Source organism: Sphingomonas phyllosphaerae 5.2 (genome assembly GCF_000419605.1).
GTDB classification, from domain to species: Bacteria; Pseudomonadota; Alphaproteobacteria; order Sphingomonadales; family Sphingomonadaceae; genus Sphingomonas; species Sphingomonas phyllosphaerae_B.
The window spans coordinates 1,567,772-1,591,277 of the sequence record NZ_ATTI01000001.1 but is presented as its reverse complement, the minus strand read 5'-3'; the positions used below and the strand labels follow the sequence as shown (position 1 = coordinate 1,591,277).

Annotated in this window: 19 protein-coding genes; 8 read left to right on the top strand and 11 right to left on the bottom strand. The window is 65.3% G+C overall.

Annotation, left to right across the window (positions count from 1 at the left end):
- Positions 1-184: 184 nt before the first annotated feature.
- Both SPHPHY_RS0107410 and SPHPHY_RS0107405 read left to right on the top strand, forming a co-directional pair.
- Positions 185-973: a DUF1206 domain-containing protein gene (locus SPHPHY_RS0107410; RefSeq protein ID WP_022686051.1), complete on the top strand. Its 789-nt coding sequence runs from the start codon at positions 185-187 to the stop codon at positions 971-973.
- A gap of 141 nt (positions 974-1,114) precedes the next feature.
- Positions 1,115-2,011: a Gfo/Idh/MocA family protein gene (locus SPHPHY_RS0107405; protein ID WP_022686050.1), complete on the top strand. Its 897-nt coding sequence runs from the start codon at positions 1,115-1,117 to the stop codon at positions 2,009-2,011.
- Positions 2,012-2,649: 638 nt separating this feature from the next.
- On the opposite strand, the gene SPHPHY_RS0107395 is transcribed toward SPHPHY_RS0107405, so the two are convergent.
- The 8 genes from SPHPHY_RS0107395 to SPHPHY_RS19655 all read right to left on the bottom strand — a co-directional run bounded on the left by SPHPHY_RS0107395 (position 2,650) and on the right by SPHPHY_RS19655 (position 11,570).
- The gene (locus tag SPHPHY_RS0107395) at positions 2,650-4,521 is read right to left on the bottom strand and encodes a methyl-accepting chemotaxis protein (protein WP_022686048.1); all 1,872 of its coding nucleotides are present in this window, start codon (positions 4,519-4,521) and stop codon (positions 2,650-2,652) included.
- A gap of 518 nt (positions 4,522-5,039) precedes the next feature.
- Positions 5,040-5,786, bottom strand: coding sequence for an SDR family NAD(P)-dependent oxidoreductase (locus SPHPHY_RS0107390; protein WP_022686047.1), 747 nt, complete (start codon positions 5,784-5,786; stop codon positions 5,040-5,042).
- A gap of 154 nt (positions 5,787-5,940) precedes the next feature.
- Positions 5,941-7,065: an LLM class flavin-dependent oxidoreductase gene (locus tag SPHPHY_RS19665; RefSeq protein WP_022686046.1), complete on the bottom strand. Its 1,125-nt coding sequence runs from the start codon at positions 7,063-7,065 to the stop codon at positions 5,941-5,943.
- A 34-nt stretch (positions 7,066-7,099) separates the two neighbouring features.
- Positions 7,100-7,948 carry an NADPH-dependent oxidoreductase gene (locus SPHPHY_RS0107380; protein ID WP_051148396.1) on the bottom strand — a complete coding sequence of 283 codons (849 nt, stop codon included), beginning with the start codon at positions 7,946-7,948 and terminating at the stop codon, positions 7,100-7,102.
- Positions 7,941-8,711, bottom strand: coding sequence for an ABC transporter ATP-binding protein (locus SPHPHY_RS19660; RefSeq protein WP_051148287.1), 771 nt, complete (start codon positions 8,709-8,711; stop codon positions 7,941-7,943). The genes SPHPHY_RS0107380 and SPHPHY_RS19660 overlap by 8 nt, the downstream gene beginning before the upstream one ends.
- Entirely contained in the window at positions 8,708-9,568 is an 861-nt protein-coding gene (locus SPHPHY_RS0107370) for an ABC transporter permease (protein ID WP_022686043.1), read from the bottom strand. Before SPHPHY_RS0107370 ends, SPHPHY_RS19660 begins: the two co-directional genes overlap by 4 nt.
- On the bottom strand, positions 9,565-10,608 hold the full coding sequence (locus SPHPHY_RS0107365; protein ID WP_231370379.1) for an ABC transporter substrate-binding protein: 1,044 nt from the start codon (positions 10,606-10,608) through the stop codon (positions 9,565-9,567). Before SPHPHY_RS0107365 ends, SPHPHY_RS0107370 begins: the two co-directional genes overlap by 4 nt.
- A gap of 53 nt (positions 10,609-10,661) precedes the next feature.
- Complete coding sequence (locus tag SPHPHY_RS19655; RefSeq protein WP_231370463.1) at positions 10,662-11,570, bottom strand: aldo/keto reductase; 909 nt, start codon at positions 11,568-11,570, stop codon at positions 10,662-10,664.
- Here SPHPHY_RS19655 and SPHPHY_RS0107355 point away from each other — a divergent pair.
- From SPHPHY_RS0107355 to SPHPHY_RS19650, 3 genes are all read left to right on the top strand, one after another.
- On the top strand, positions 11,451-14,366 hold the full coding sequence (locus SPHPHY_RS0107355) for a TonB-dependent receptor (RefSeq protein ID WP_331271028.1): 2,916 nt from the start codon (positions 11,451-11,453) through the stop codon (positions 14,364-14,366). The genes SPHPHY_RS19655 and SPHPHY_RS0107355 overlap by 120 nt on opposite strands.
- Positions 14,367-14,596: 230 nt before the next feature.
- Positions 14,597-14,842: a DUF6894 family protein gene (locus tag SPHPHY_RS0107350; protein WP_028056612.1), complete on the top strand. Its 246-nt coding sequence runs from the start codon at positions 14,597-14,599 to the stop codon at positions 14,840-14,842.
- Between the two features lie 213 nt (positions 14,843-15,055).
- Positions 15,056-15,766, top strand: a complete 711-nt coding sequence (locus SPHPHY_RS19650; RefSeq protein ID WP_081645269.1) for a Crp/Fnr family transcriptional regulator — start codon at positions 15,056-15,058, stop codon at positions 15,764-15,766.
- 47 nt (positions 15,767-15,813) lie between these two features.
- On the opposite strand, the gene SPHPHY_RS19645 is transcribed toward SPHPHY_RS19650, so the two are convergent.
- Both SPHPHY_RS19645 and SPHPHY_RS19640 read right to left on the bottom strand, forming a co-directional pair.
- Entirely contained in the window at positions 15,814-16,524 is a 711-nt protein-coding gene (locus tag SPHPHY_RS19645) for a DUF2161 family putative PD-(D/E)XK-type phosphodiesterase (RefSeq protein ID WP_022686038.1), read from the bottom strand.
- Positions 16,521-17,915 carry a hypothetical protein gene (locus tag SPHPHY_RS19640; RefSeq protein ID WP_156025060.1) on the bottom strand — a complete coding sequence of 465 codons (1,395 nt, stop codon included), beginning with the start codon at positions 17,913-17,915 and terminating at the stop codon, positions 16,521-16,523. Before SPHPHY_RS19640 ends, SPHPHY_RS19645 begins: the two co-directional genes overlap by 4 nt.
- Before the next feature lie 696 nt (positions 17,916-18,611).
- On the opposite strand from SPHPHY_RS19640, the gene glf reads away from it, so the two are divergent.
- From glf to SPHPHY_RS19635, 3 genes are read left to right on the top strand one after another with little or no spacing between them, the layout of a single operon-like run.
- Positions 18,612-20,666 (top strand): UDP-galactopyranose mutase, encoded by a 2,055-nt coding sequence (gene glf, locus SPHPHY_RS0107330; protein WP_231370378.1) that lies wholly within the window; start codon positions 18,612-18,614, stop codon positions 20,664-20,666.
- A gap of 40 nt (positions 20,667-20,706) precedes the next feature.
- Entirely contained in the window at positions 20,707-21,105 is a 399-nt protein-coding gene (locus tag SPHPHY_RS0107325) for a hypothetical protein (RefSeq protein WP_022686035.1), read from the top strand.
- 59 nt (positions 21,106-21,164) lie between these two features.
- The gene (locus SPHPHY_RS19635; protein WP_231370377.1) at positions 21,165-22,826 is read left to right on the top strand and encodes a family 1 glycosylhydrolase; all 1,662 of its coding nucleotides are present in this window, start codon (positions 21,165-21,167) and stop codon (positions 22,824-22,826) included.
- A 136-nt stretch (positions 22,827-22,962) separates the two neighbouring features.
- Here SPHPHY_RS19635 and SPHPHY_RS0107315 read toward each other — a convergent pair whose 3' ends face one another.
- Complete coding sequence (locus tag SPHPHY_RS0107315) at positions 22,963-23,487, bottom strand: ferritin-like domain-containing protein (RefSeq protein ID WP_022686033.1); 525 nt, start codon at positions 23,485-23,487, stop codon at positions 22,963-22,965.
- Positions 23,488-23,506 lie beyond the last annotated feature (19 nt).

Genomic DNA, 23,506 nt, shown 5'->3' with positions numbered 1-23,506 from the left:
GGCCATTGTTCTGTTGCCTCGTCCGACATGCGGTGGACGCCTGCGGTTAGCATCCAGGATTGCAGCCAGCGCAGGTGGAGCACGCCCGCTCACACAGGCTTGCGGCCGTCGCAGATCAAGCATGCCGTTCCAATGCTGGAACGAGATCGCTTAGCTCTTGTTTTGGTCGGCTAAAGGAGATTGCATGAACGCCAGCTCGCGCCTGACGGCCCTTACGCGGATCGGCTTCGCCACGCGGGGCTTGCTCTACCTCGTCATTGCCTTGCTCATCCTCCGGACCGGCAGAGCGGAAGATCCCAGTGGCGCGATCGAATATCTCGGCCAGGGCGGCGGCCAAGTGCTGCTGGGTGTGATCGCCACCGGACTGACCGCGTACGGCATATGGCGACTCGCCGACGCCACCCTCGACATCGAGCGTCACGGCTCCGATCGCAAAGGCGCGATGGAACGGGCAGGCGCGGGCGTAAGTGGCGCTATCCACCTGTTGCTCGCGTGGCAGGCGGTCCAGTTGATGCGCGGCGTGGCTTCCTCCGGCGACGGAACCCAGGAGGGAGCGCGGACGGCCATGCAGTTACCGGGCGGCTGGGCGTTGGTCCTCCTCGGTGCACTGGTGCTGGCCGCGCTTGGCGCGGTTCAGCTCGCCAAGGCCGCGAAAGGCTCGTTCCTGCGCTACCTCGAACCCGCTGTAGCGAAGCAGCCGTGGGTGCAGTGGAGCGGGCGTGCAGGATATGCGGCACGCGGCCTGGTGTTCCTCATCAGCGGCTACCTTCTCGCAAGGGCCGGCATCGAAGAACAAGCGGCCGAGGCGGGCGGCATGCAACGCGTGCTTTCGTGGCTGACCAGCCCGTTCGACCTGATCGTCGGCATGGGATTGCTGGCGTTCGGCTTGTTCAGCCTCGTCGAGGCGCGCTACCGGCAATTGCACGACGTGCCCGTCGACGGAGCTATCCGGCGAGCGACCAGCTGGCGTTGACCTCAGGGCGCCATCGCTCTCCCCCGCACCAAGGCGTCTTCGGCGTCGACCAGATGGCGGGCACCTTGATCTGGGCACGTCGGCCGCAAGGCACCTCTGCTCGAAAATGACGGGCGCGTACGCCTGACGAAGGGATATAGAATGCGCGTCCTCCTGATCGGGTTGGGTGACATCGCCCGCAAGGCCTACCTCCCGGTTTTGTACACGCGGCCTGATTTGGAAATCCACTTGGCGACGCGAGATCAGGCGGTGCTCGACGAAGTCGGCAGTCGCTTTCGTGTCGCACATCGATACAACAGCGCCACGCAGGCGCTTGCCACCACGACCTTCGACGCCGCTTTTGTGCACGCCGCAACGACGGCGCATGCCGAACTCGTCAGGCTCCTATTAGAACAGAATGTCCCGACCTTCGTCGACAAGCCGCTCGCGGACAATCTCGGCGACGCCGAAGCGCTGGTTGAACTGGCGATGGACCGCGGAACGCCGCTGGCGGTCGGCTTCAACCGTCGTTTCGCACCGGACTATGTCGCCCTGCGCGGCGTGGATGCCAGCCTCATCGTCATGGAAAAGCATCGCGATCGCCAGCCCGACGTGGCGCGGCGGGTGGTCTATGACGACTTCATTCACGTGGTGGATACGTTGCTGTTCCTGGCCCCGGCCCCAATCCGCCGACGCGTGATCGAAACGCATGTCGTGGACGGCCTGCTTCACGCGATCACTCTGATGCTGGCGGGCGACGGGTTCAGCGCGATCGGCACGATGCATCGTGATAGCGGGCTTGGCGAGGAACGTCTGGATGTAATTGGCGGAGGCGCTCGCCACACCGTCCTGAACCTCGCCGACCGCATCGAAGCGCGCGCGATGAAAAACGTCCACCGCCGTGGCGACTGGATCCCGGTTGGACGGCAACGTGGCTTCGAGGCGATGTGCGACGACTTCTTGCATGCGGCAGGCCAGCGCAGACCCGTGGACGCCGCATCGATCCTGGCAACGCACGAGATTTGCGAAGCGATCGTGCGTCATTCGGAAACGGCCTGATCCTACGGAGTGCCTCGGCCCGCCGGGTACTCCTTTGCGAGCAATCAGCTCGGCCGTGACGCACGGCCAAGCTGATGTCACCGCGGCTGGCTCAACGCCGCGACGAGCACCGAGAAGCGCCGGCTTGCCCCGTTTCCGTCGTCGCCATGGATTCACGCACAGCCAGTCGCAACCGCTTCACGCCGATTTTCGCAATCCGACGACCGGCCGCCGCGGCTTGGAGCGACGGCATCAGCACCATCACGCCGCCGTGGCTTGCAAGGCCCGTCAGGAACTTCGGCCGCTCGCCGGTGTCTTCAGGTAGCGACTGTACATTTCCAGACCGATTGTGACGATGTCGTTGACCGCCTCGACGGTCAGGCCCTGCTGCTGCGTCACCTGAACGACGATGATGACATGTCATGCGGGGCGGTCGGGCTTCCCCGGTCGGGCGGTGGCGCAGGTCCGGAAACGGCAGCACGATCCCGCGCAGATTGACCACGCCTTTCATAGACGCCGGGACGCTGGGAAGCCGAGTGCCGAAGGTCCATGCGCGAGCTCGTGAACGGCGATGCTATAAACCCCGGGCAACGAGCGCCAAACCGGAAGGCGATGACTTGACGCGCGGCCATGTCTCTCGCGCGCTCCCGGATCGTGCGTCAAAGCGCCGACCAATCATCGGTAGCGATGGCGAGATTGCCTTGCGTGATCGGCGGCATCGCTTTCACGAAACGGCGGGCGGGACGGAACCCGATGCGACCGGCTTCTGCGGCCCTGGCCTGTAACTTGTGGACCGGCGACGCGGCGACTGTTTGTGCGACACCCGCGTCGAGCGTGAAGCGCGCCACTTCGCTGGCGAGGGTGTTCGCCTCGTCTGCCAGACTGCGCGCGGCGGCGGTCGCCTGTTCTACCATCGCGGCGTTCTGCTGGGTCACGCCGTCCATTTCCGAGACGGCGGTGTTTACCTGTTGCAGGCCGGTCGCCTGCTGCTCCGCAGCGCCTGCGATCTCCGATATCAAACCGTCGATCTCACCGATCCGGCCGATGATGCGGGTCAGCGACTTGCCCGTTTCGCCGACGAGTGAAACGCCCAGCCGCACCTGCTCGGAGGATGCGTTGATGCGGGTCTTCACGTCCTTGGCGGCGTCGGCGGAGCGCTGCGCCAGGGCGCGGACTTCGGAGGCGACGACGGCGAAGCCTCTGCCGGCATCGCCGGCCCGCGCCGCTTCGACGCCGGCGTTGAGTGCGAGCAGGTTCGTCTGAAAGGCGATTCCGTCGATCACCGCGATGATTTCGCTGATCTCGTTGGATGAGCGCTCGATGCCGCTCATCGCGTCCATTGCCTTCTGCACCACCTCACCCGATTGCTCCGCATCGCGGCGGGTTTCCACGACCATGACGTTGGTCCGCGCGGCGCTTTCGGCACTCTGCTTCACATTGGAGGTGATCTCTTCCATCGCAGCGGCGGTCTCTTCGAGCGAGGCGGCCTGCTGCTCGGTGCGATGCGACAGGTCATCCGAGGCCTGACGAATATCGCCAGCCCCGTTCGTAATGCCCAACGCGCTGACCGATACCGCGCCCATCGCAGTCGATACCGCTGCCATCGCGTCGTTAAAGTCGTGCTTCAGCTTGGCGAACGGCCCGGCAAGATCGGCATCGACGCGCGCAGTCAGGTCACCATGGGATAGTGCATCCAACCCGCTGCCGATGCTGTCGACGATCAGCGCGGCCTGTTCCTGCTTCGACCGCTCGGCAGCGACCAACTGATTGCGCAGCCCCGTCATCGCCGCCGCAAGATCGCCTACTTCGTCGTCGCGTTCCTCGACGGGCACCTGCACGTCCATGCGGCCCGCCGCCAGCTGCCCGAGCGCGCCCGTCATTTCGGTCAGCGGCCGGGCAATGCCCCGAACCAGCGCGTTCAGCACGGCCAGCAACAAGGCAGCGACGATGAAGACGACGGCGATCATCAGCAGGCGACTCCAGCGATCGAGCACCGCTGCATCGCCGGCGATGCCAGCCATGGTATCCGACTGTACCTGCCGTGCCTTGACTGCAAGTGCGTTGGTATGCTCGTACGCGGCCTCGTTGGCTTGATAAAGCGCCGCGGCAGGAGCTTTTCGGTTCTGTTGCGCATCGACCAACATCGCGTCGGACTTCCGCTGGTAGTCGGCCCACTCCGACTTGAACTTAACGACGATGGCGCGCGTCGCGGGCTTGTTGATGCGCGTATCGAGGAAGGTTAGCTTTTTGGCGATCACCGCGCGCTGTGCCGTTAACGATACTTCGGCTTGCCGCAGCTTCGCCGGATCGATGGCGAGAATGCTGCTTGCCTCGGCTATTCGATAGTCAGACATAGCCGTGCTGATGGCAGCGAGGGCCTCCAGCTTGGCACGACGATCGACACCGAGGTCGGTGGCGACGCTGCTCAGACGGGCCTGATTATACAGAGCGACCCCGCCAATCGCCAGAACCCCCGCAAATAAAAGCGCAAAGCACAATGCCAGCTTTTTACCAATACGTAGGTTCTTCATGCCCTGACCCCTGAAAATCGCTCATGCGCCGGAATATTATAGAAAGACTCCAATGACGGGGCGGTGTCACTCAGGGTTTATTTGCTACCTCGCGAATATGACTGGCGCAGCAGAGGAAACGGACCGCGCGAAAGGCGATCGGCACTGGCCAGATCGGGACGACGACGTGCAATCAGTTCACGATCCGCCTGGACATGATCTTCGTCCAGCGGCGGTGGTGCCCGCGGCTCTTGTCAGGGCTGACGGGCTGACGCAATATTTGCACGTATCGAATGGAAGGCTGACTGCCCTGTACTTATAAGGCACATCGAAAATGTCCGACGTCAAGGCCACGATGGGTCATCACGCTCGACATGCTTGGCTCCCGAGAGGGTGTTCCTTAACAACTCCGCTTGCGACGGGTGGCAATCCTTCGGATCGCAGGTTCGATCTCGTCACCGGCCGTCAATGCTGACGCGCGCCGGCATCTTGTCACTAAGCGCAGTGGGCCGCCGGTGGCGATGGCGGCCCAGCAACGTTCAGCTCTTCCTCGCGACCTGGAATCCGGAGAACGACTGCGTAACCGGCATCAGCTCGAGGCGATTGATATTAAGGTGCGGCGGCAGCGTCGCGATCCACAGCACGGTCGCCGCGATGTCCTCGGCGGTCATCGGCTCCGCACCGGCGTAGAGCGTGTCGGAAGCGCTCTCGTCGCCGCTGGTACGTACAAGCGTGAACTCGGTCTCCACCATTCCCGGATCGATCGCGCTGACACGGACGCCCGTGCCGTGGAGGTCCGAGCGCAGGTTCAGCGTGAACTGCTGCACAAAGGCTTTGGTGCCGCCATATACGTTGCCGCCCGGATAGGGGTAGGTGCCCGCAACCGACGCGATGTTCACGATCCCACCCTTGCGCTCGATAAGCCCGGGCAGCAGCCGGTGCGTGATCGAGACGAGGGCGGTGACGTTGGTGTCGATCATCGTGCGCCATTGGTCGAGATCAGCGCTCTGCGCCGCGCTGGTGCCCAGCGCGAGACCGGCGTTGTTGACCAGCAGGTCGATGCCGCGAAACGACGTCGGCAACACGTCGAGCGCGGCGTCGCGTGCCGCATCGTCGCGGATGTCGAAGACGGCGGCGTGCACGCGATCGCCATATTCCTCTACCAACGCGGTGAGCCTGTCGGCACGTCGGCCGGTGGCGATCACTTGCCAGCCCGCATCCACCAGCGCCTTCGTGGTCGCCTGGCCGATCCCGGAGGTGGCGCCGGTGACAATCGCGGTCTTCATAGTCAGTCTCCTTGGATCTTTGCAGTACGACGCGCTCCATAGGGCTTTGAGCGTCCGCGCTCGAGGCCCACGAACCCGCCACGGCCCGGCGTCCCGACGCGCGGCGAGCTCGTTCGATCCGGAGGCTCCGTCGCCGCGGTCTCCTATGCCGGGATCACGCCACCGACAGGGTTTCGTGCGGCTGACCGGTTTTGACGGGACGATCCCGCAGCAGCGGGAGCAACTGATCGCCCTGCCGCCCGATCTCGGCAAGGTAAGGAGTGTCGGAAAGCACGAAGGTGGTGACCCCGAGCTCGCGGTACTTGCGCAGCGAACGTGCGACATCCTCGGCCGACCCCACCAGCCAGGTCGTCCCCGCGCCGCCTCCGCCGTAGCGACCCGGGGCGGTGTAGAGATTGTCGTCGAGTACCTCGCCGCGGCTGTGCAGGTCCAGCAGGCGTTGCTGCCCGACCGCCTTGGCACGGCGATGCTCGTCGACGACGCCCTGTGCGGCGGCCATCGCATCCACTTTCGCCTCGGCATCGGCCCACGCTTGCTCGTTGGTGTCGCGAACCAGCGTGGTAATCCGCAGGCCGAATTCGAGCGGCGGCAGATCGCGGTCGAGATCGCGGCTAAGCCGCTTGAGCCGCGCGATCCGCTCCGCGACACCGTCGAGCGGTTCGCCCCAGAACAGCTGCACGTCCGCCTCCGTCGCCGCTACACGCTCCGCAGCTGGCGAGGCGCCGCCGAAGTACAGGCGCGGATGAAGCCTTGTGCCCTGCGCCGTCTGCCGCGGCGTGATCCGCGGCGTCACCGTCGATCCTGCGACCTGGAAGTGTTCGCCGTCGAACGTCACGTCCGTCTCGGTCCAGAGCCGGCGCACCAGCCGCATGAACTCCTTCGTCCGGCCGTAGCGATGCGCCTGGTCACCCTCGCTGTCACCATAAGCGGCAAGATTGTCCTGCCCGGACACGATGTTGATGCGCACGCGCCCGCCGCTCAACTGGTCGAGCGTCGCAGCGGCAGAGGCGAAATTCGCCGGTCGCCAGTAACCCGGACGGATCGCGATCAGCGGCTCGAAGCTGCTCGTCCGCGCCGCGAGCGCAGTCGCCACGGTGAACGTGTCGGGCCGACCCCAGCTCGTTCCGATCAGCGCCCCGTCCCAGCCGTGTCGCTCCAGCGACAGCGCATGTCGGGTCAGCGTGTCCAGGCTGGCGGGGTCGCCTTCGGAGACGTCGCCGCGATGGCCGCCCTCGAGCTGGTTGGGGATATACCAGAGATATTCGGATGCGTTCGACATGGGAACTCCGTGCTGGTGGGGTCGGGAAGGATGGCTAATCGAGCCGGAAACCGAGGTGGTTGAGCGTCGCGCGCAGCCGGTCGCGGCCGGCGAGTGCCTCGGCGCCGCGCACGCGCTGGCTGGCCTGCTCGCTCCAGTCGCGCTCGACCATGCGCTGTTCGCGTTGAAAGCTGCGCAGCCGCCGATCGTAGGCGGCGACCGCCGCGGCGCTGTCGTCCGTGTCATAGCGCTCGCGGAACAGCACCGCTTCTTGCGGCAGCCTGGGCTTCACCGCTGCCGGCGTCGCCGGATCGGGATAGCCCACTGTCAGCCCGAACAAGGCGAAGGTGCGTCGCGGCAGTCCGAGTTCGGCGGCCACTTCGGCCGGTCGATTGCGGATGCCGCCGATGTAACAGCTGCCCAGCCCGATTGATTCCAGCGCGACCACCGCATTCTGTGCCGCGAGCGAGGTATCCACCGCGCCGAGCAGGAAGCTCTCCAGAAAGTGCAACCCACTAGCCGGTGTATCCAGCCGCTCTCCGTTGCGGGCGAGCCGGTGATGATCGACGATCCACAGGAGAAGCAAGGGCGCCTGAAGGATTTGACGCTGCCCACCCGCGAGCGTCGCCAGCCGCGCCTTGCGCGCGGGGTCCTCGACGGCGATAACGCTCCACGGCTGAAGATTGGACGAGCTCGCCGCCGACTGCGCCGCGGCGACGAGCAGTTCGACCGTCCCCGCCGGCACTGGATCGGGCAGATACGCGCGTACCGACCGGTGCGACAGCAGCGTGTCGAGGGTCTCGTTCCACTCGGAGGGTTGGTCGAGCGCATCGCGGTAGCGGTCCTGGAAGCGCACCTCGCCAGCCGCCACGTCGGGCACGGGGGCGGGACGCGCATCACGCATGACGGCCGCCGACTGCTGCGACGGGCACCGCTCGCTCATCCAGATCGACGGGCGGATCCTCAACTCCGAGGAGCTTGCGAAGCAGTGCCCGCAACTCCGCGATCCGCTCGCGACGGGCAGCGGCACCGGACGGCAGTGCCACGGCAAGGTCGGCGAGCAGCCGGCCCTCGCCGAGCAGGACGATGCGGTCGGCGAGCAGGATCGCCTCGTCGATGTCGTGCGTCACCAGCAGCACTGCGGGATCATGAAGTTCCGAGAGCCGACGCAGCAGTGCGTGCATCTGGATGCGGGTGAGCGCGTCCAGCGCACCGAACGGTTCGTCCGCCAGCAGCAATTCCGGTTCACGCACCAGCGCGCGGGCAAGCGCAACGCGTTGCTGCTCTCCGCCCGAAAGCTCATGCGGCCACGCCTGTTCCCGCCCCGCCAGCCCGACCTCCGCCAGTGCCTCGCGACCGCGTTCGTACCGGCCCGGCATGCCGAGCAGCACGTTGTCGAGCACCCGCATCCACGGCAGCAGTCGCGCATCCTGGAAAATGACGGACAGGCGCTCCGGCAGGATGATCTCGCCGCTGCCCTCCGCCTCGTGGTCGATCCCGGCGAGCGCGCGCAGCAACGTGCTCTTTCCCGAGCCGCTGCGGCCCAGCAGCGCGACGAACTCGCCCGGCGCGATATCGAGATCCAGACCGTCCAGCACGCCCTTGGTCGTGAAGGTACGGACGAGATTGCGAACCCGCACCGCGGGCGCTTCTGCCAAAGCGCTCATCGACCGAGCGTCCGGCGCCAGCCGAGCGCGCGCCTTTCGATCTGGCGCACCAGCGCATCCGACCCGAAGCCCAGCAGCGCATAGACGACGAGGCCGACCAGCATCACGTCACTTTGCGCGTAATTGCGCGCAAGCATGACCATGTAGCCGATCCCGCTCGTTGCGTTCAGTTGCTCCACGACCACGAGCGCCAGCCACGATGACGTGACGCCGAAGCGCAGTCCGGTGAGGAAGCCCGGCAGCGAGCCGGGCACGACGACGTGCCGCAGAAACTGCCAGCGGCTGAGCCGCACCGTCTCGGCAAGCTCGACATGACGGATGTCGATCGCCCGCAGCGCATTGTGCGTGTTGATGTAGACCGGGAAGAACACCGCCGTGGCGATCAGCGTCACCTTCATCGTCTCGCCGATGCCCAGCCACAGGATCATGAACGGGATCAGCGCCAGCGTCGGGATACCGCGCTTGATCTGCACCAATCCGTCGATCACGTAGCCACCCAGCAGCGACAGCCCGGACAATATGGCGAGCGTCGCGCCGATCGCGACGCCGAGCCCCAGCCCTGCCATCGCCCGCCAAGTCGAGACCGCGAGATTTTCCTGCAAGCGCCCGTCGCGGATCAATTCGGCCGCCGTCGTCAACGCCGTCCAGGGCGCGGGCAGCATCCGCGGATCAAGCCAACCGGTCGCCGACAGCACCGTCCAGTAGACGAGCAGCAGCACAGGCCCGAGCAACGTACCGTAGCGCAGCGGCTTGCCCGGGCCGAGGCCCGGTTGCGCCGCTGGCGTCGACACGGTTCGGACACGCACCACGCCGGCGGGGCGCAGCCGCACGTGAAGGTCCTCGGGGTAAGCGTTCATGAGCGCGTTCCTCCTGGTGGGGCGGCGGCGTCGCCGGCGATCCTCTCGAACCGGCGATCGAACAGCGTTGCTGCGTCGAGGTGCGGCCGTTTCGTTTCGGGAGCGAGCGTGTCGATCGTCGCCTGTTCGTAGGCGGTCGCCCCCGTCCAATCGCGCGGTACCGAGACGTTGGTGATGTAGCGTGCCGAAACGAGCGCGTCGGCGGCGGGCAGGCCACGCTTCGCGGCGAAGTAACCGCGCGCCAGTTCGTCGGGATGCGCATTGGCCCACGCCTGCGCGAGGCCCCAGTAGCGCACGAAGACCCGCAGCGCTGCCGCCTTGCCGCGATCCGTCAGCGTCGCCTCGGGAACATAGACGTTCGTGCCGTCGTCGCGAAACGGCGGATGCGGAAGAGTGTGCGCGCCGTCCGGGCCGTAATCGCGCAGGTAGCGCTGCGCCACCAGGTCGTTGCGGATCGGCGCGGCGTCGATCGCGCCGGACGCCAGCGCGTTGGTATAGACGTCGCCGCCGATGCTGGATGGCAGTTCGACCAGCGTCACTTCGTCGCGCCCGATGCCGATCGCATTCAGCGTTTCGATCACCACCTGCCCCTGCACCTGGCTGGGGCTGAAAGCGATCCGCTTGCCGCGCAGGTCGCTCAAGACGCGAATCTTAGACTTGGGCGCGATGCCGAACACCCAAGCCTGCCGACGATCGCGATCCGCATATTCGCGGAAGGCGATGATGCGCGCCGGAATGCCCATCCACACGGCATGGATCGGCGGCACGCTGGCGCCGAAGCCGACGTCGAGCACGCCCGCATGGAACGCCTCCGTCACGTCGGGTCCACCGGTGATCTCCGCCCATTCGATCCGGAAGGGCAATTGCTTGTCCCAGCCGTTGCGTTCGAACACCCAGCGGGTGACGGGATCGCCGACCCGCAACACGACACCCGGCGGCACGCGATCCGGTAACGGCGCGCTCAGCGCCAGTCCTTCCCTGCCGGCCGTCGCGCGGCGCGCCGGCGCAAACAGCACCAGCAGCGCAAGCGACACGGCCACGATGCTCGCCAGCCCAAGCGAGCCCCTGGGCCAGCGGGAGGCGACGCCAGGCATCAGGCCAGCGCAGCCGCAGGCGCTGCCGGCACGACCTTCATCTGCTCCGCCGGGTAGCGATCGCCGGTCGTGGTGCCGTGCGGAAACGCGGTTTCCAGTTCCTCGATCGTCGCCGCGTCCAACTCGATACGGTTCGCCGCCCAATTTTCCTCGAGATGTCGGACCGTCCGCGTGCCCGGGATCGGCACGACACCCTTGGCGAGTACCCAGGCGAGGCTGACCTGCGCGGGCGATACATGCAGCCGTTCCGCCACATCCTCGATCGTTCGACGTCGGCGGCTGTTCGCGGCTACGGCCTCGGCTTCGAAGCGCGGGTGGATGCGCCTGCGGTCGTTCTCCTCGGTCGGACCCGCGCCGGCAAGGAAGCCGCGCCCGAGCGGGCTGTAGGCGACGAAGCCGATGCCGAGCGCACGCGTGGTCGGCAGGATTTCCGCCTCCACCTCGCGCGTCCAAAGCGAATATTCGCTTTGCAACGCCGTCAGCGGGGTCACTGTATGCGCGGCGCGAAGCTGCGCCGCGCTCGCCTCGGACACCCCGACGCCGCCGATCTTGCCCTCGTCGCGGAGCTGGCCGAGCTCCCCGACCGACTCTTCGATCGGCACGTCCAGGTCGACGCGGTGCAGATAGTAGAGGTCGATATGATCGGTGGCGAGCCGCCGGAGACTGGCCTCGACCGCCGCGCGCGCGGAGACGCGGCGTCCCTCGCCGTCCTGTCCGTGCGTGAACTTGCTGGCGATCACCAGCTTCTGGCGCCGCCCGGCGATCGCACGGCCGAGCAGCTCTTCATTATGCCCTTTGCCATAGGCGGTGGCGGTGTCGAAGAAGGTGATGCCAAGATCGATCGCGGCATGGAGGGTACGGATCGACTCCGCTTCATCCGCCTGCCCATAGACATGCGACAGGCCCATCGCGCCGAACCCCTGCGTACTTACGTCCAGCACCCCGATCTTCGCCATGCTCGTCCTCCTGTCTGGATGGCCGGAGTGTCGGACTGGATCGAAAAAGCCGCGACGCAGAAAAACTACGGCAACCGCGAAGATTTCCTAGTTAATCGATGGGGATTAGAATGTGAGACCCAAAACCCTCATTACATCAGGAATATAGAAGATGGGGGTCTTCGCATGAACCGATCCGCCCTGCCGGCCGCCCTGCTCGCTTCCGCGGCCGCGCTTTCGCTGCCGTCGATCGCGTGGGCAGCGACGCGACCCGGCGACGATGTACGGGAACCGGTGGTTGACGATGCGGCCGCCGACGCCGGCGATGTCGTGGTGACCGCCCGCCGCCGTACGGAAAACATCCGCGACGTACCGATCTCGATTCAGGCGATCAGCGGCGAGACGTTGGAGCGCAAGGGGACGATCGATCTCCAGAGCATCGTCGACCAGACGCCCGGCCTGAACACGACCGGCGGCAACCCGCGCAACTTCTCCGTCACGATCCGCGGCATCGGATACGCGCCGACCGCGGCGGATGGGCTGGACAATGCGATCGGTGTCTATTTCGACGGCGTCTACCAGGCGCGCCCCGGACAGGTGCTACAGGATCTCGTCGACGTGCAGAGTTTCGAGGTGCTTCGCGGGCCACAAGGGACACTGTTCGGCCGCAACGCCGCCGCCGGTGCGCTCAACATCACCTTCAACAAGCCCAGCTTCACGTCGAGCCAGTCGGTAGAACTATCCTACGGCCGCTACGACTTCGCGCAGGCCAAGGTCATCCTGACCGGGCCGATAAGCGATACGGTCGCGTTCCGGACCGTCGCCTTCGGAACCCGCGCCGACGGGTGGATCGATACGCCGCTTCGACCGGATTTCCGGGCCTCCGCCCTGCAAAAGGGCATCTACGCGCCGACCGCGACGAACGAGGCGACGACCGCGGGGACCGGCCGGTGGGGGGTGCGCCAGCAACTATTACTCGATGCAGGCGCGTTGAAAGTGAACGTCGCAGGCGACCTCAACATCGAGCGCGACAGTTCCTCCGGGTTCAGCTCCGGCGGTGGCATCATCGAACTCTTCGGCCCGGGCAATTGGGGCATCAACACGACTGCGGCGCAGCAGGCGCGGGTGACGAACGCCCGCACGGCCCTTGCGCGGCTCGCCGACTTTGGTGGCGTGCAGAACTGGCTGCCGCAGGTTGATGCGCGCACCAGCATCACGAACAGCTACAACCAGATGCGTACCACCAACGCCGGGATATCAGTGACGACCGACTACGACTTCGGCTGGGCCGGGCTCACGTCGATCACCGCCTGGCGGCGCTGGTCGTTCGATCCGCCGCAGGACAGCGACAATTCGCCAATTGATATTTACCAGAACATGGCGATCAGCCACAGCGACCAATTCAGCCAGGAACTGCGGCTTGCCTCGTCGGGCCGCAAGACCATCGACTGGCAGGTCGGCGCGTTCTTCTACTATTCGCGCCTGAAGGATCATTATGTCGTGCACCAGTTCGGTGCGGACGTGATCCCGTGGTACAACGCCTACAACACGGTAGCCGGCAACGCCTTCACGCCGATCCCGCTTTCCTTCCGCGCACAACTGACCGGGGCGCAGATCATCGAGGACACCACGGTCGAGAACCGTACCGCCGCCGCTTATGGGCAGGCGATCTGGCACGCCACCGATGCGCTCGATCTCACCGGTGGCCTGCGCTACACCTATGATCGCAAGAACGGCAGCAGCCCGGTAGATACCAGTCGGATGCCGCCCGCCCTGCCGGCGGGTATCAGCAACGCGCAGCTGTTGGCATTCTACAACGCGGTTGACGCCGTGCAGCGCAATGCCGGGCGCGGCTACACGCTGCCCGGCTATCCGACGGCGGTCGCGGCGACGGGCTATCCGCTCGACATCGCCACCTCGAACGACAATCTCTCCGGCACTGCGAGCGTGTCGTACAAGGTCACGCCCGACGTTACGACCTATGTCACTTATGCCACCGGCTTCCAGGCGGGCGGGCTCGACCTGAACAACCGGGCGCTGAACCCGCTTGCCCCGGCCGTGCAGCCCACAACGACGACCAACATTGAAGCAGGGCTCAAGGCCGCGTTGCTAGACGGTCATGTGACACTGTCGCTGGCCGCCTATCAAGAAAAACTGAAGGGCTTCCAGACCTCGATCTCGTTCATCCTGCCGGACGGGACGCCGCAACGCGGCGCGACCAACGTGGGCGACATCCGCGCGCGCGGCGTCGAGTGGAGCGTCGCAGCCAATTTCGGCCGTGGGATCAGGCTGACGTTCGACGGCAACTACAATGATGCCGTCTACACACGCGCACCGTCCCTCCCCGCCCCCGCGGAACTCAGCTACAATGGGGTCGCCAACATCGATGCCGCGGGCCAGCGTGCGCCATATGCGCCGAAGTGGGCGCTCTCGGTCACGCCGTCGTGGGACCTGCGCCTCGGTGCCCGCAGCGAGTTGTACAGCTACGCGCAATACAGCTTCACGACATCTTACGGCACCGGGGTGACCCAATCGCTCTATACCCAGGTCCCAAGCCAGTCGAATCTCAATCTTCGCGCCGGTTTGCGATGGGAGGACGGGAGATACGATGTATCGCTTTTCGCCAACAACGCGACCGACGAACGCAACATCATCTCGCAGGCGCTGCTCGCCGCTCCGTCCGGAGCGGGCGTGACCGCTTATCTGGGTCGAACTGTCACGTACAATCAGCCGGCACGATACGGCGTCACGTTCCGAACCAAGCTTTAGCTTGGGGGCGAGCGCTCCGTACCTACGACGACGATAGCGGCATACACCCGCGTGGCGGATGTTGATTAGCAAGCTGCACAACATATGTCTGGGTCGTAATTTCTACATTTATCAAGATATGGATCAAGGTCGCCTTACATCCGGCGCGGACACAACCATCTAGGGTCAATCGCAGGCTTACCTGGCGCTTGTGGCGGGAAGAGCTCGCGCACGCCAAGCTGGAGCACACAATGTCCCGCTACTTCTTTCATGTGCACGATGGCGAAGACGACCTGGACCTGATCGGAACCGAGCTTCCGGATATCGCGGCTGCGCGGAGCGAGGCGGCACGCTTTGCGAGCGGGTTGCTACGCGACAGCGCCACGGGATTCGGTGATTGCAGCGACTGGCGCATGCGCATTACCGACTCTGCCGATCTCACGTTGTTCGAGTTGATTTTCTTCGCCGTCGGAGGCGCGGCGAGCTTCTCGAAGTAAGCAGAGCAAGCCCGCGGACCGTCGGCGACCAGTCCTCTTATGCCCGCGCTCAGCCGATGTGCTGGGATTCCCTCCCGGTCCGGCGACGAGCGACGTCATGAACACCTCCAACTCTATGCGTGATCTGGACGGATATTGATCGAGGGCAATGACTGGGCCTGATCGTTGTCCCTATCTGCCCTTCGCGGCGAAGTGCCTGCAAAGGGAGGAAAAATGGTGGGGAAGTCGGCGGTGAGCATGTTTATGCACCGTGTTGGAGCCTCGCCTGCCGAAGAGGAGCAGGTTCGAAGCCTCCCCTGGAGTATCAAGCGGATCGATCGCCATCGCGACATTCTTTTGGTCGGCGAAACGCCGGACTATATCTTCGTCATCCTGGAGGGTTGGGCCGGGCGCTACAGCCTTCGCCGGAACGGCTCGCGCCGGATCACGGGCTTCATGCTGCCAGGCGACATGTGCGGCATCAACGCGGTCACCGAATCGCCGATGGATCATGCCATCACGGCGCTCACGGATTGTGCGGTGGCAACCGTCCCGAAGCGGTTCATGGAGGAGGCCGTCGCGTCCTGTCCCCGCATCGGAAAGGCATTGTGGACCGCAAAGCTGGTCGACGAAGCGATTCTGCGAGTGTGGCTGCGCAATTCGCAGGATGCGGAACGCTCCCTGGCTCATCTGATTTGCGAGCTACATGCACGCCTGGAGGCCGCCGGTTTTGTTTCGGGTAACGCCTTCGACTTCCCGATCACGCAGGAACACCTCGGCGATGCGCTGGGCATAACGCCTGTTCACACCAATCGCATGTTGAGGGTCCTGCGATCGGAGGAATTGATCGTGCTGCAGCGCGACCGTGTGGTGATCGAAAACCTGGATGCGCTTCGTCGTTCGTGCGGCTTCGATCCATCCTATCTTCGCCTGGCCGCGGCCTGACGCCGCGAAAGCGGAAGGTCGCGTGCCCCGCGCCGCAGCGAAGCGGCTCAAGGACCGACGGTGTCGGGTTCGTCCGTCCGGTGCGCCACCGCATGCTGCCGGCCCGCATCGCTAAGCCGGTAGTGACCGGGCCGCACGCGTTCGAACCAGCCGTAGACGTTGCGTAGCAGGATCGTGCCCGCGTCGTCGGCCAGATGACGCAAGTCGCGTGGCCTCGCGACGCCGTCACCGATCGCCCCCGCGCAGGCCAGCGCCCGCTGCCGGTAAGCGGTCATGATCGGCTGGCGCGAGGAGCCGCCGGCATTCGGATCGCCCACCCGCCGCCGGTGTTCACGCAATAGCCGACGACGCAGCGGCAGGTTCGCACGCGGCCGGTATTGTGTCGGCTCGCCAAGCACCTCCACCCGGTGCGCGCCGGGATCGACCGCGAGCAGCCCGACGCCGAGCAGCCGACAGAGCCGCAACACGCGCGGATCGCGATCGCGCCCGCGCCGCGAAGCCACGACGGCGAGATAGATCGTGTCGGCGCTCCTCATCCGGTCCACCGCCTGCAACACCAGTTCGAGCGTGAACGACAGTTTCAGTTCGGCGATGACCAGCACCGGTGGCTCGCCTTCGCGAACGGCCACCACGTCGCAGCCGCAGATCTCGCCTTTCACCTCGAAGCCTTGCGCCTCGAGAAACGTCTTCACCGGTGCATACAACGCCGTCTCCGGCCATCCGGTCGGCGGTCGCGTGACGTGTTCGGCTGCCTTCATGTCACTGGATCGATGGCGATTGCGAGGTCGTAGCGGATTGGATCGAGCGATACGGCGAGCACCCCGTTCGCGCTCGTGGCCCGGTCACGGCGCAGAATCCCGCCGGTGCGCGTGTCATAGGTCACGACCGCATAGCGGCCATCGGTCAGCCCGGGCACACGCAGCGTGGTGGCGCTCGCCTTCTCGCGCGGGCGCAACGTTCCGCGCTCGGAAAACGCGTCGGTCGGCACCAGCCACGCCAGCGCCTGCCGCTCGTCACCGCAGCCGACCACCGCCATGCCGGGATCGTCGCACGTCAGCTCGGCGGTCAGGTTCCGTCGCCGGAACGTCGACCAGTCGATCAGCGGCAGAAAATCCGCCAGTGCGCGCTGCGCTTCGCGCATGCCGCGGGTCAGTACGTGCGGATGGCGGTTCGGCCACCGCATCCCGCCGCCCGCTCCACCGCTGGCGAGGTGCGCCCACTGGATATGGCGAAAATATTCGTCGTCGAAGTCGCTCGCCAGCGTGCGCTTGCGATCCTTGAAACTGTGGATCGGCCCGTGCTCTGAATCGAACACCGGCCGATTTGGCCCGGCCGCGATCACCGCGGCACGCATCAGCCGCGCCACGGCTAATGCGGGCGCCACGGTGTCGCGAGGATCGTCGATCGTGCCATGTTCGTAGAGGTGGGTGTTGGCGAAATCGAGCGTCGGGTGGCGAAAGATTGGGTCGACCAGCACGGGATGGCGGACAAGTTCCGGGCCGAAGATCGAAACCGTTTGCAGGTTCGCGTAACCCCATCGCTCGCGCTCCCGCGCCCGCAGCCAGTCGGACAGATCGGCGATGAACGGCGCGACCGCCGCCGGATCGTTTCCGCCATGCGCAGGATGAATCTCGTTCCACAGGTCCCAGGCGAACAGCGCGGGGCTGCCGCCCCAGCGGTCGCTCGCGAACGCCAGCCGATCCTTGATCGCGCGTCGCATCTCGGGACTGGTGAGCCAGCCGTCGCGGCCGACACGGAGCCCGCTGTCCGCTTGCGCATAGGGATGCCGCCGCCACCGTATCCACATGAAGAAAGTGTCGTAGGGCGTCAGCAGCACGCGCAGGCCGGTCCGTTCCAGCAATGCGAAGAGATCGTCCCACAGCTGCACCATATTGGGCACGAACCGCCCCGCGGGCCGCTCGAGATACCGGTGCTCACCGTGGCAATATTCCAGCATCAGACGAATGCACGTAACGCCATGTGCGCGCAGGTCGAGCAGGTGTCGCTCCACAGCCGCCAGATCGCGGCGACGGAACAGCGGCGCGAGGTGCGGCCAGGTGATCGCGTCATTGTCGCCGACCGGCGTCCACGGGCGGCCATCATCCGTCAGGAAATAAGGGACACCCGGGATCACGCGAATACGCGGCATCGCCTGAACGAGCGAGACTTTGGAAACATGCACCGGCATCGGTTACCGTCCATTGCGCACCGACACCATCGCGAAAGCTGCGTCCGACAAGCGCTGCGCTGCGCGCTTGATGTGAGGCAATATGATATTAGCGTTCATCTGGAACAAACCCCGCAGACAGGCGCTTTGAAGCTGCACCTCCTTCGTGACGCCACGGCCATCGGCAAGATGGTGTGTACATGAGAAGAGAACAATCGTCTCTGCGGTCGCGACTTCAACAATCCGGCGCGACAATATCCTGACATGGTAGTGGCGTGATATTGACGTCGGGCGATGCATACGGCGTCGACATAGTCGGAAAACCTTTTCTGCAGTCGCGCTGACGACATTATTGATCGGTGTTACTGAGAAATTTTCGTGCGATTAACCAGGATCATCGTTTCTACTGTCGGCAACCTGCTAGCTCAGTAGAAGCCGAATGGCGGCTGGGAGATACGAATGTCTGTCGTGGCACAAGCTACCCCTTCCACGACCAGCGGCAATAGCGAGCTTCTGCTCTGCTTTTCCCATCTTCGATGGGACTTCGTCTTTCAGCGACCCCAGCATCTCCTGACGCGTCTCGCGCAACGCTTCTCCGTCGTGGTCTGGGAGGAGGCGGAAACCGGCGCCGTCGCCACGCCGGACCTTCGAATCCAGACCAGGTCGGGCGGTATTCGGGTGGTAACGCCGCAACTACCGGCCGGGCTCGACGATAACGCGGCTCAGACGGCGCTCGTACGTCTGCTCGAACGCTTTCTGGCCGGCGAGCCGCCCGTCAGCGTGCGCTGGTATTACACGCCGATGATGCTGACGTTTTCGCGCCATGTCATCGCCGCATGTACCGTCTATGATTGTATGGACGAGCTTTCCGCCTTTCGGTTTGCGCCGCCGCATTTGCTGCAACTGGAAGACGAGCTTCTGGGGGTGGCTGACCTTGTGTTTACCGGCGGCTGGAGCCTGTATGAAGCGAAGCGAAGCCGACACGCCAGCGTCCATGCCTTCCCTTCCAGCGTCGACGTCGCGCATTTCTCCGCGGCCCGTGCTGGGCGCCGTGACGATGAGGACAGGCCGCGCTTCGGCTTCTTCGGCGTCATCGATGAGCGGATGGATCTGGCGTTGCTCGGCACGCTCGCCGATGCGCGGCCGGATTGGACGATCGAGGTCGTTGGCCCGGTCGTAAAGATCGATCCTGCCGAACTTCCGCGTCGGGCGAACCTTCATTATCCTGGTTCGCGCTCCTATGACGCGCTGCCTGCCACGATCGCGCGCTGGGACGTCGCATTGATGCCGTTCGCGATCAACGAAGCGACCCGTTTCATCAGCCCGACCAAGACGCCGGAGTATCTCGCCGCAGGTCGTCCGGTAGTTTCCACACCGGTCGCCGATGTGGTGCGCCAATACGGCGATACCGCCGCCGTTCGCATTGCGGAGAGCGGGCCTGCCTTCGTCGCCGCCTGCGACGCGGCATTGGCGCTGGCCCGCGGCGAAGATCGCGCGTGGCGCGATGCCGCAGATGCCATGCTCGCCGCGATGTCGTGGGACGATACGGCCGCCGCGATGCTCGCGGAGATCGAGCCGTATCTGCCAGTCTCCGCGCACGAGCACTACGACTGCCTCATCGTCGGTGCCGGCTTCGCAGGGGCGGTGATGGCGGAACGACTGGCGTCGGAAAGCGGCCGGCGCGTCCTCGTAATCGATCGCCGCCCGCACATCGCGGGCAACGCCTATGATGTCGAGGATGCCGCCGGTATCCTGATCCATCAATACGGGCCGCACATCTTCCACACCAACTCCGCCGAAGTGTTCAACTATCTTTCGCGCTTCACCGGCTGGCGCCCTTACGAACATCGTGTTCTGGCCGAGGTGCGCGGGCATCAGGTACCCGTCCCGATCAATCGTACGACGCTCAACACGCTGTTCGATGCCGGGCTCGAAACGGACGCCGATGCTGCTGGCTTTCTGGCGGCGCGCGCCGAACCGGTGGAGACGATCCGCACGTCTGAAGACGTCGTCGTGTCCTCGATAGGTCAGGAACTCTATCGCCTGTTCTTCCGCGGCTATACGCGCAAGCAATGGGGGCTGGACCCGTCAGAGCTGGACAAAGCGGTCACGGCACGGGTTCCGACGCGGACCAGCACCGACGAGCGCTACTTCACGGACACGTATCAGGCGATGCCGGACAAGGGCTATACCGCCATGTTCGCGGCAATGCTCGACCATCCCAATATCACGCTGCGGCTCGGCACCGATTTTGTGGCGGTCAAGGATGCGGTCACGTACGACCTGCTCGTCTTCACCGGCCCGATCGATGAATATTTCGGCCAGCGTTACGGGGCGCTGCCGTATCGATCGCTGCGCTTCGAGCATCGCACCCTGCCTGTCGAACAGCACCAGCAGGTTGCCGTCGTCAACTACCCGGACGAGGCGGTGCCTTATACCCGGGTGACGGAGTACAAGCATCTGACCGGGCAGCAATCTCCGGTGACCAGCGTCACCTACGAATATCCTGCGGCGACCGGCGACCCATATTACCCCATCCCTCGCCCCGAAAACCAGGCATTGTTCAAGCGATACGAGGCCCTGACGCTCGCCGAGCCGGACGTCCTCTTCGTCGGGCGGCTGGCGACCTATCGCTATTACAATATGGACCAGGTCGTGGGTCAGGCGCTTGCGACATGGCGGCGGTGGCACGCGCGTCAGGAAGAAGCGGCAATGGCGACGGCGGCCGAATAGCGGAAACGCTGCGATGTTGATTGCACATGAGCTTACCGGAGTGCGCGTCCTCATCGCGCACGAGGACAAGTTCCAGATGGAGTATCTGTCGAAGGTGATGATCGCGGCCGGCGCTGTCGTGCTCGATCCGTCGGCGCCCGAACCCGCCCACGGCCCCTCGCCCGGCCACGCGCCCGCCGCCGGGGTCTTGCAGCTCGGCGATCCACCGCCCGATGCGGTGGTGATGAGCCAGAGCATGCAGACGGCGGATGGCGGCAGCCTGATCGATGCGGCGGCGCGCGGGACTGTTGCGCTGCTGGTCGTTCATTCCGTCTTTGCCCTGCCGTTGCCGAGAATCGGCCTTCTGCGCAGCCTTGCGGTGCCCTACGCAGCCTTTCAGGTGGTGGACGCGCTCGTCGACATGCTGGGGCGCCGTCATGATCGGCCTGCGCAGCTGTGACCGGCACGCCCCCAACGCCGATGCCGCCGCTGGAATTATGGGGCGGAATCGAGTGCACGGTGAACCGGACGCGCGATGGGTACCGTGACCAGACGATCCTGAGCGGCCATCACGATCGCATTGCCGACCTGGACCTGTTTGCCGGGCTCGGCCTGCGCGCGCTCCGCTACCCCGTGCTGTGGGAACGGACACTGAGCGCGTCCGGCGCTGCACCGGACTGGACGTGGGCGGATGCCCGTCTGGCCCGCTTGCGCGAACTCGACATCCGGCCGATCCTCGGCCTCGTCCATCACGGCAGCGGGCCGCGCCATACCGATCTGCTCGACGAGGGTTTTGCCGCAGGGCTGGGCCATTTCGCCGGGCTGGTAGCCGAGCGCTATGACTGGGTGGAGGAATGGACGCCCGTCAACGAACCGCTGACTACCGCGCGGTTCTCGGCGCTTTACGGCCATTGGTACCCGCACGAACGAAGCGAGCGCGCATTCTGGGGCGCGTTGCTCAACCAGATCGATGCGACGCGCGCGGCGATGCGCGCGATCCGGCGTGTCAACCCGGCGGCGCGGCTGATCCAGACCGAGGATCTCGGCCGCACCTACGCCACCGCGCCGCTTGCGAACCAGGCCGAGCATGACAACCTGCGGCGCTGGGCGAGCTGGGACCTGCTCGACGGTCGCGTCGACCGGCATCATCCGCTCTGGGACGTCTTCGCACGCATCGGCCTGGGCGATCGCGTGCGGCGCATCGCCGACGATCCCTGCCCACCCGACGTGATCGGCCTGAACCACTATCTGACGAGCGACCGGTTCCTCGACCATCGGACCGCGCTTTACCCCGCGCATCTGCACGGCGGTAACGACCACCTTGATTTCGCCGATACCGAAGCGGTGCGGGTGCTGGACCCCGCCCCGGGTGGCCTAGCCGGGGCATTGCGCGATGCGTGGGATCGCTACGCCATCCCGATCGCGATCACGGAAGTGCATAACGGTTCGACGCGCGAGGAACAGCTTCGCTGGGCAGCCGAGGCGTGGGACGTGGCGGAAGCCGCGCGCGACGGCGGGATCGACGTGCGTGCCGTCACCGCCTGGTCGCTGCTGGGAAGCTATGGCTGGAACACGCTCCTGACCGGCGGACATGCCTATGAACCCGGCGTCTTCGACCTTTCGTCCGGAACTCCGCGCCCCACCGCGCTGGCGGCGCTATGGCGCGCGCTGCCGCACGGGGCGCGTCGTCACGACGTCGTCGGAGCGCCCGGCTGGTGGCGGCGCCAGGAACGCCTTCTCTACGGAACGTCGATCGTAACGGCAGCGAGCGCGCCGGCCATCGGCCGCCCGCTCCTGATCGTCGGTGACCCCAGCAGTTGCGGCGCCGTGGCTGAAGCCTGCTCGCGTCGCGCGCTGCGGCACGTCGTAGAAGAACCCACGCTGACGGGAGACGCCGCGATCGATCCATGGGGAGTGATCGAGATACGGGATCGGCGCGATCACCGGACGATCATGCCGCACTTCACCATAACGAACGACACGGTGCCGACAGGCACGGCCGCACATGGCCCGTGCCCGGCCTTTATAGATGCCGCGCTGGATCTTCTCATCGACGGCGCGGCCGGCACATGGCGGTTCGAGGACGACCGGCTAGTACCCGCGACATCGCGGACCACGAAGCACGCCGTGGCGAAAGAGCACACGCCGGTCAGCGGGGCGGCAGTCGTGCGCATTCCCTGACGGCTGTCACCGGGATCACACGTACACAACCGCCACCGACGATGCGATATCCCCGCCGCCGCCTACCGTGCGCCGCCGCCGCCGTACCGATCGGCACGGTTCGTCGACAGCGCGCGGCTTGATCGGCAACAGCGATTTATACCTTGGCGGTAAACGCGCCCTCGGCCGCGTACAACTCGGCATAGCGTCGGGTGACCATCGGCAACGACTTGTCGATCCACTCAGCCATGCTCTGCTCCTCGTTGAGCGATTGCGTCAGCAACGGCGTCGCCTGCGAAAAGCCAGCGTCCTCGGCCAGCGTGATCAACGATTTGTAGGCGGCGATCTCGAAATGCTCGAAGGCGTAATTGGCGAAGGTATTCTTTACGATCTCGTCGCCCGCCACCGTATGGGCAAGCGCCGCCATGCCGCCGGACAGGCTCAGCGCCATGTCCTTCAACGTCGACCCGCTCGTGTCGAACGTTGCGAGAAGCTCGTCCAGTCGCTGGATCTGATCGTTGGTCTCGTCGATATGGAGGCGCAAGCGATCGGCCACCTCCGGGTAGTTTTCGATCCGGGAGACCTGCGGCGTCATGATCGAAAGCGCCTGCTTTTCGACGGCATGCGCATCGCGAAGACCGACGATGAACAACTCGCGAAGTGCGTCACTGGAAGTCGTCATGATAGTTTCCTCTCGCTGG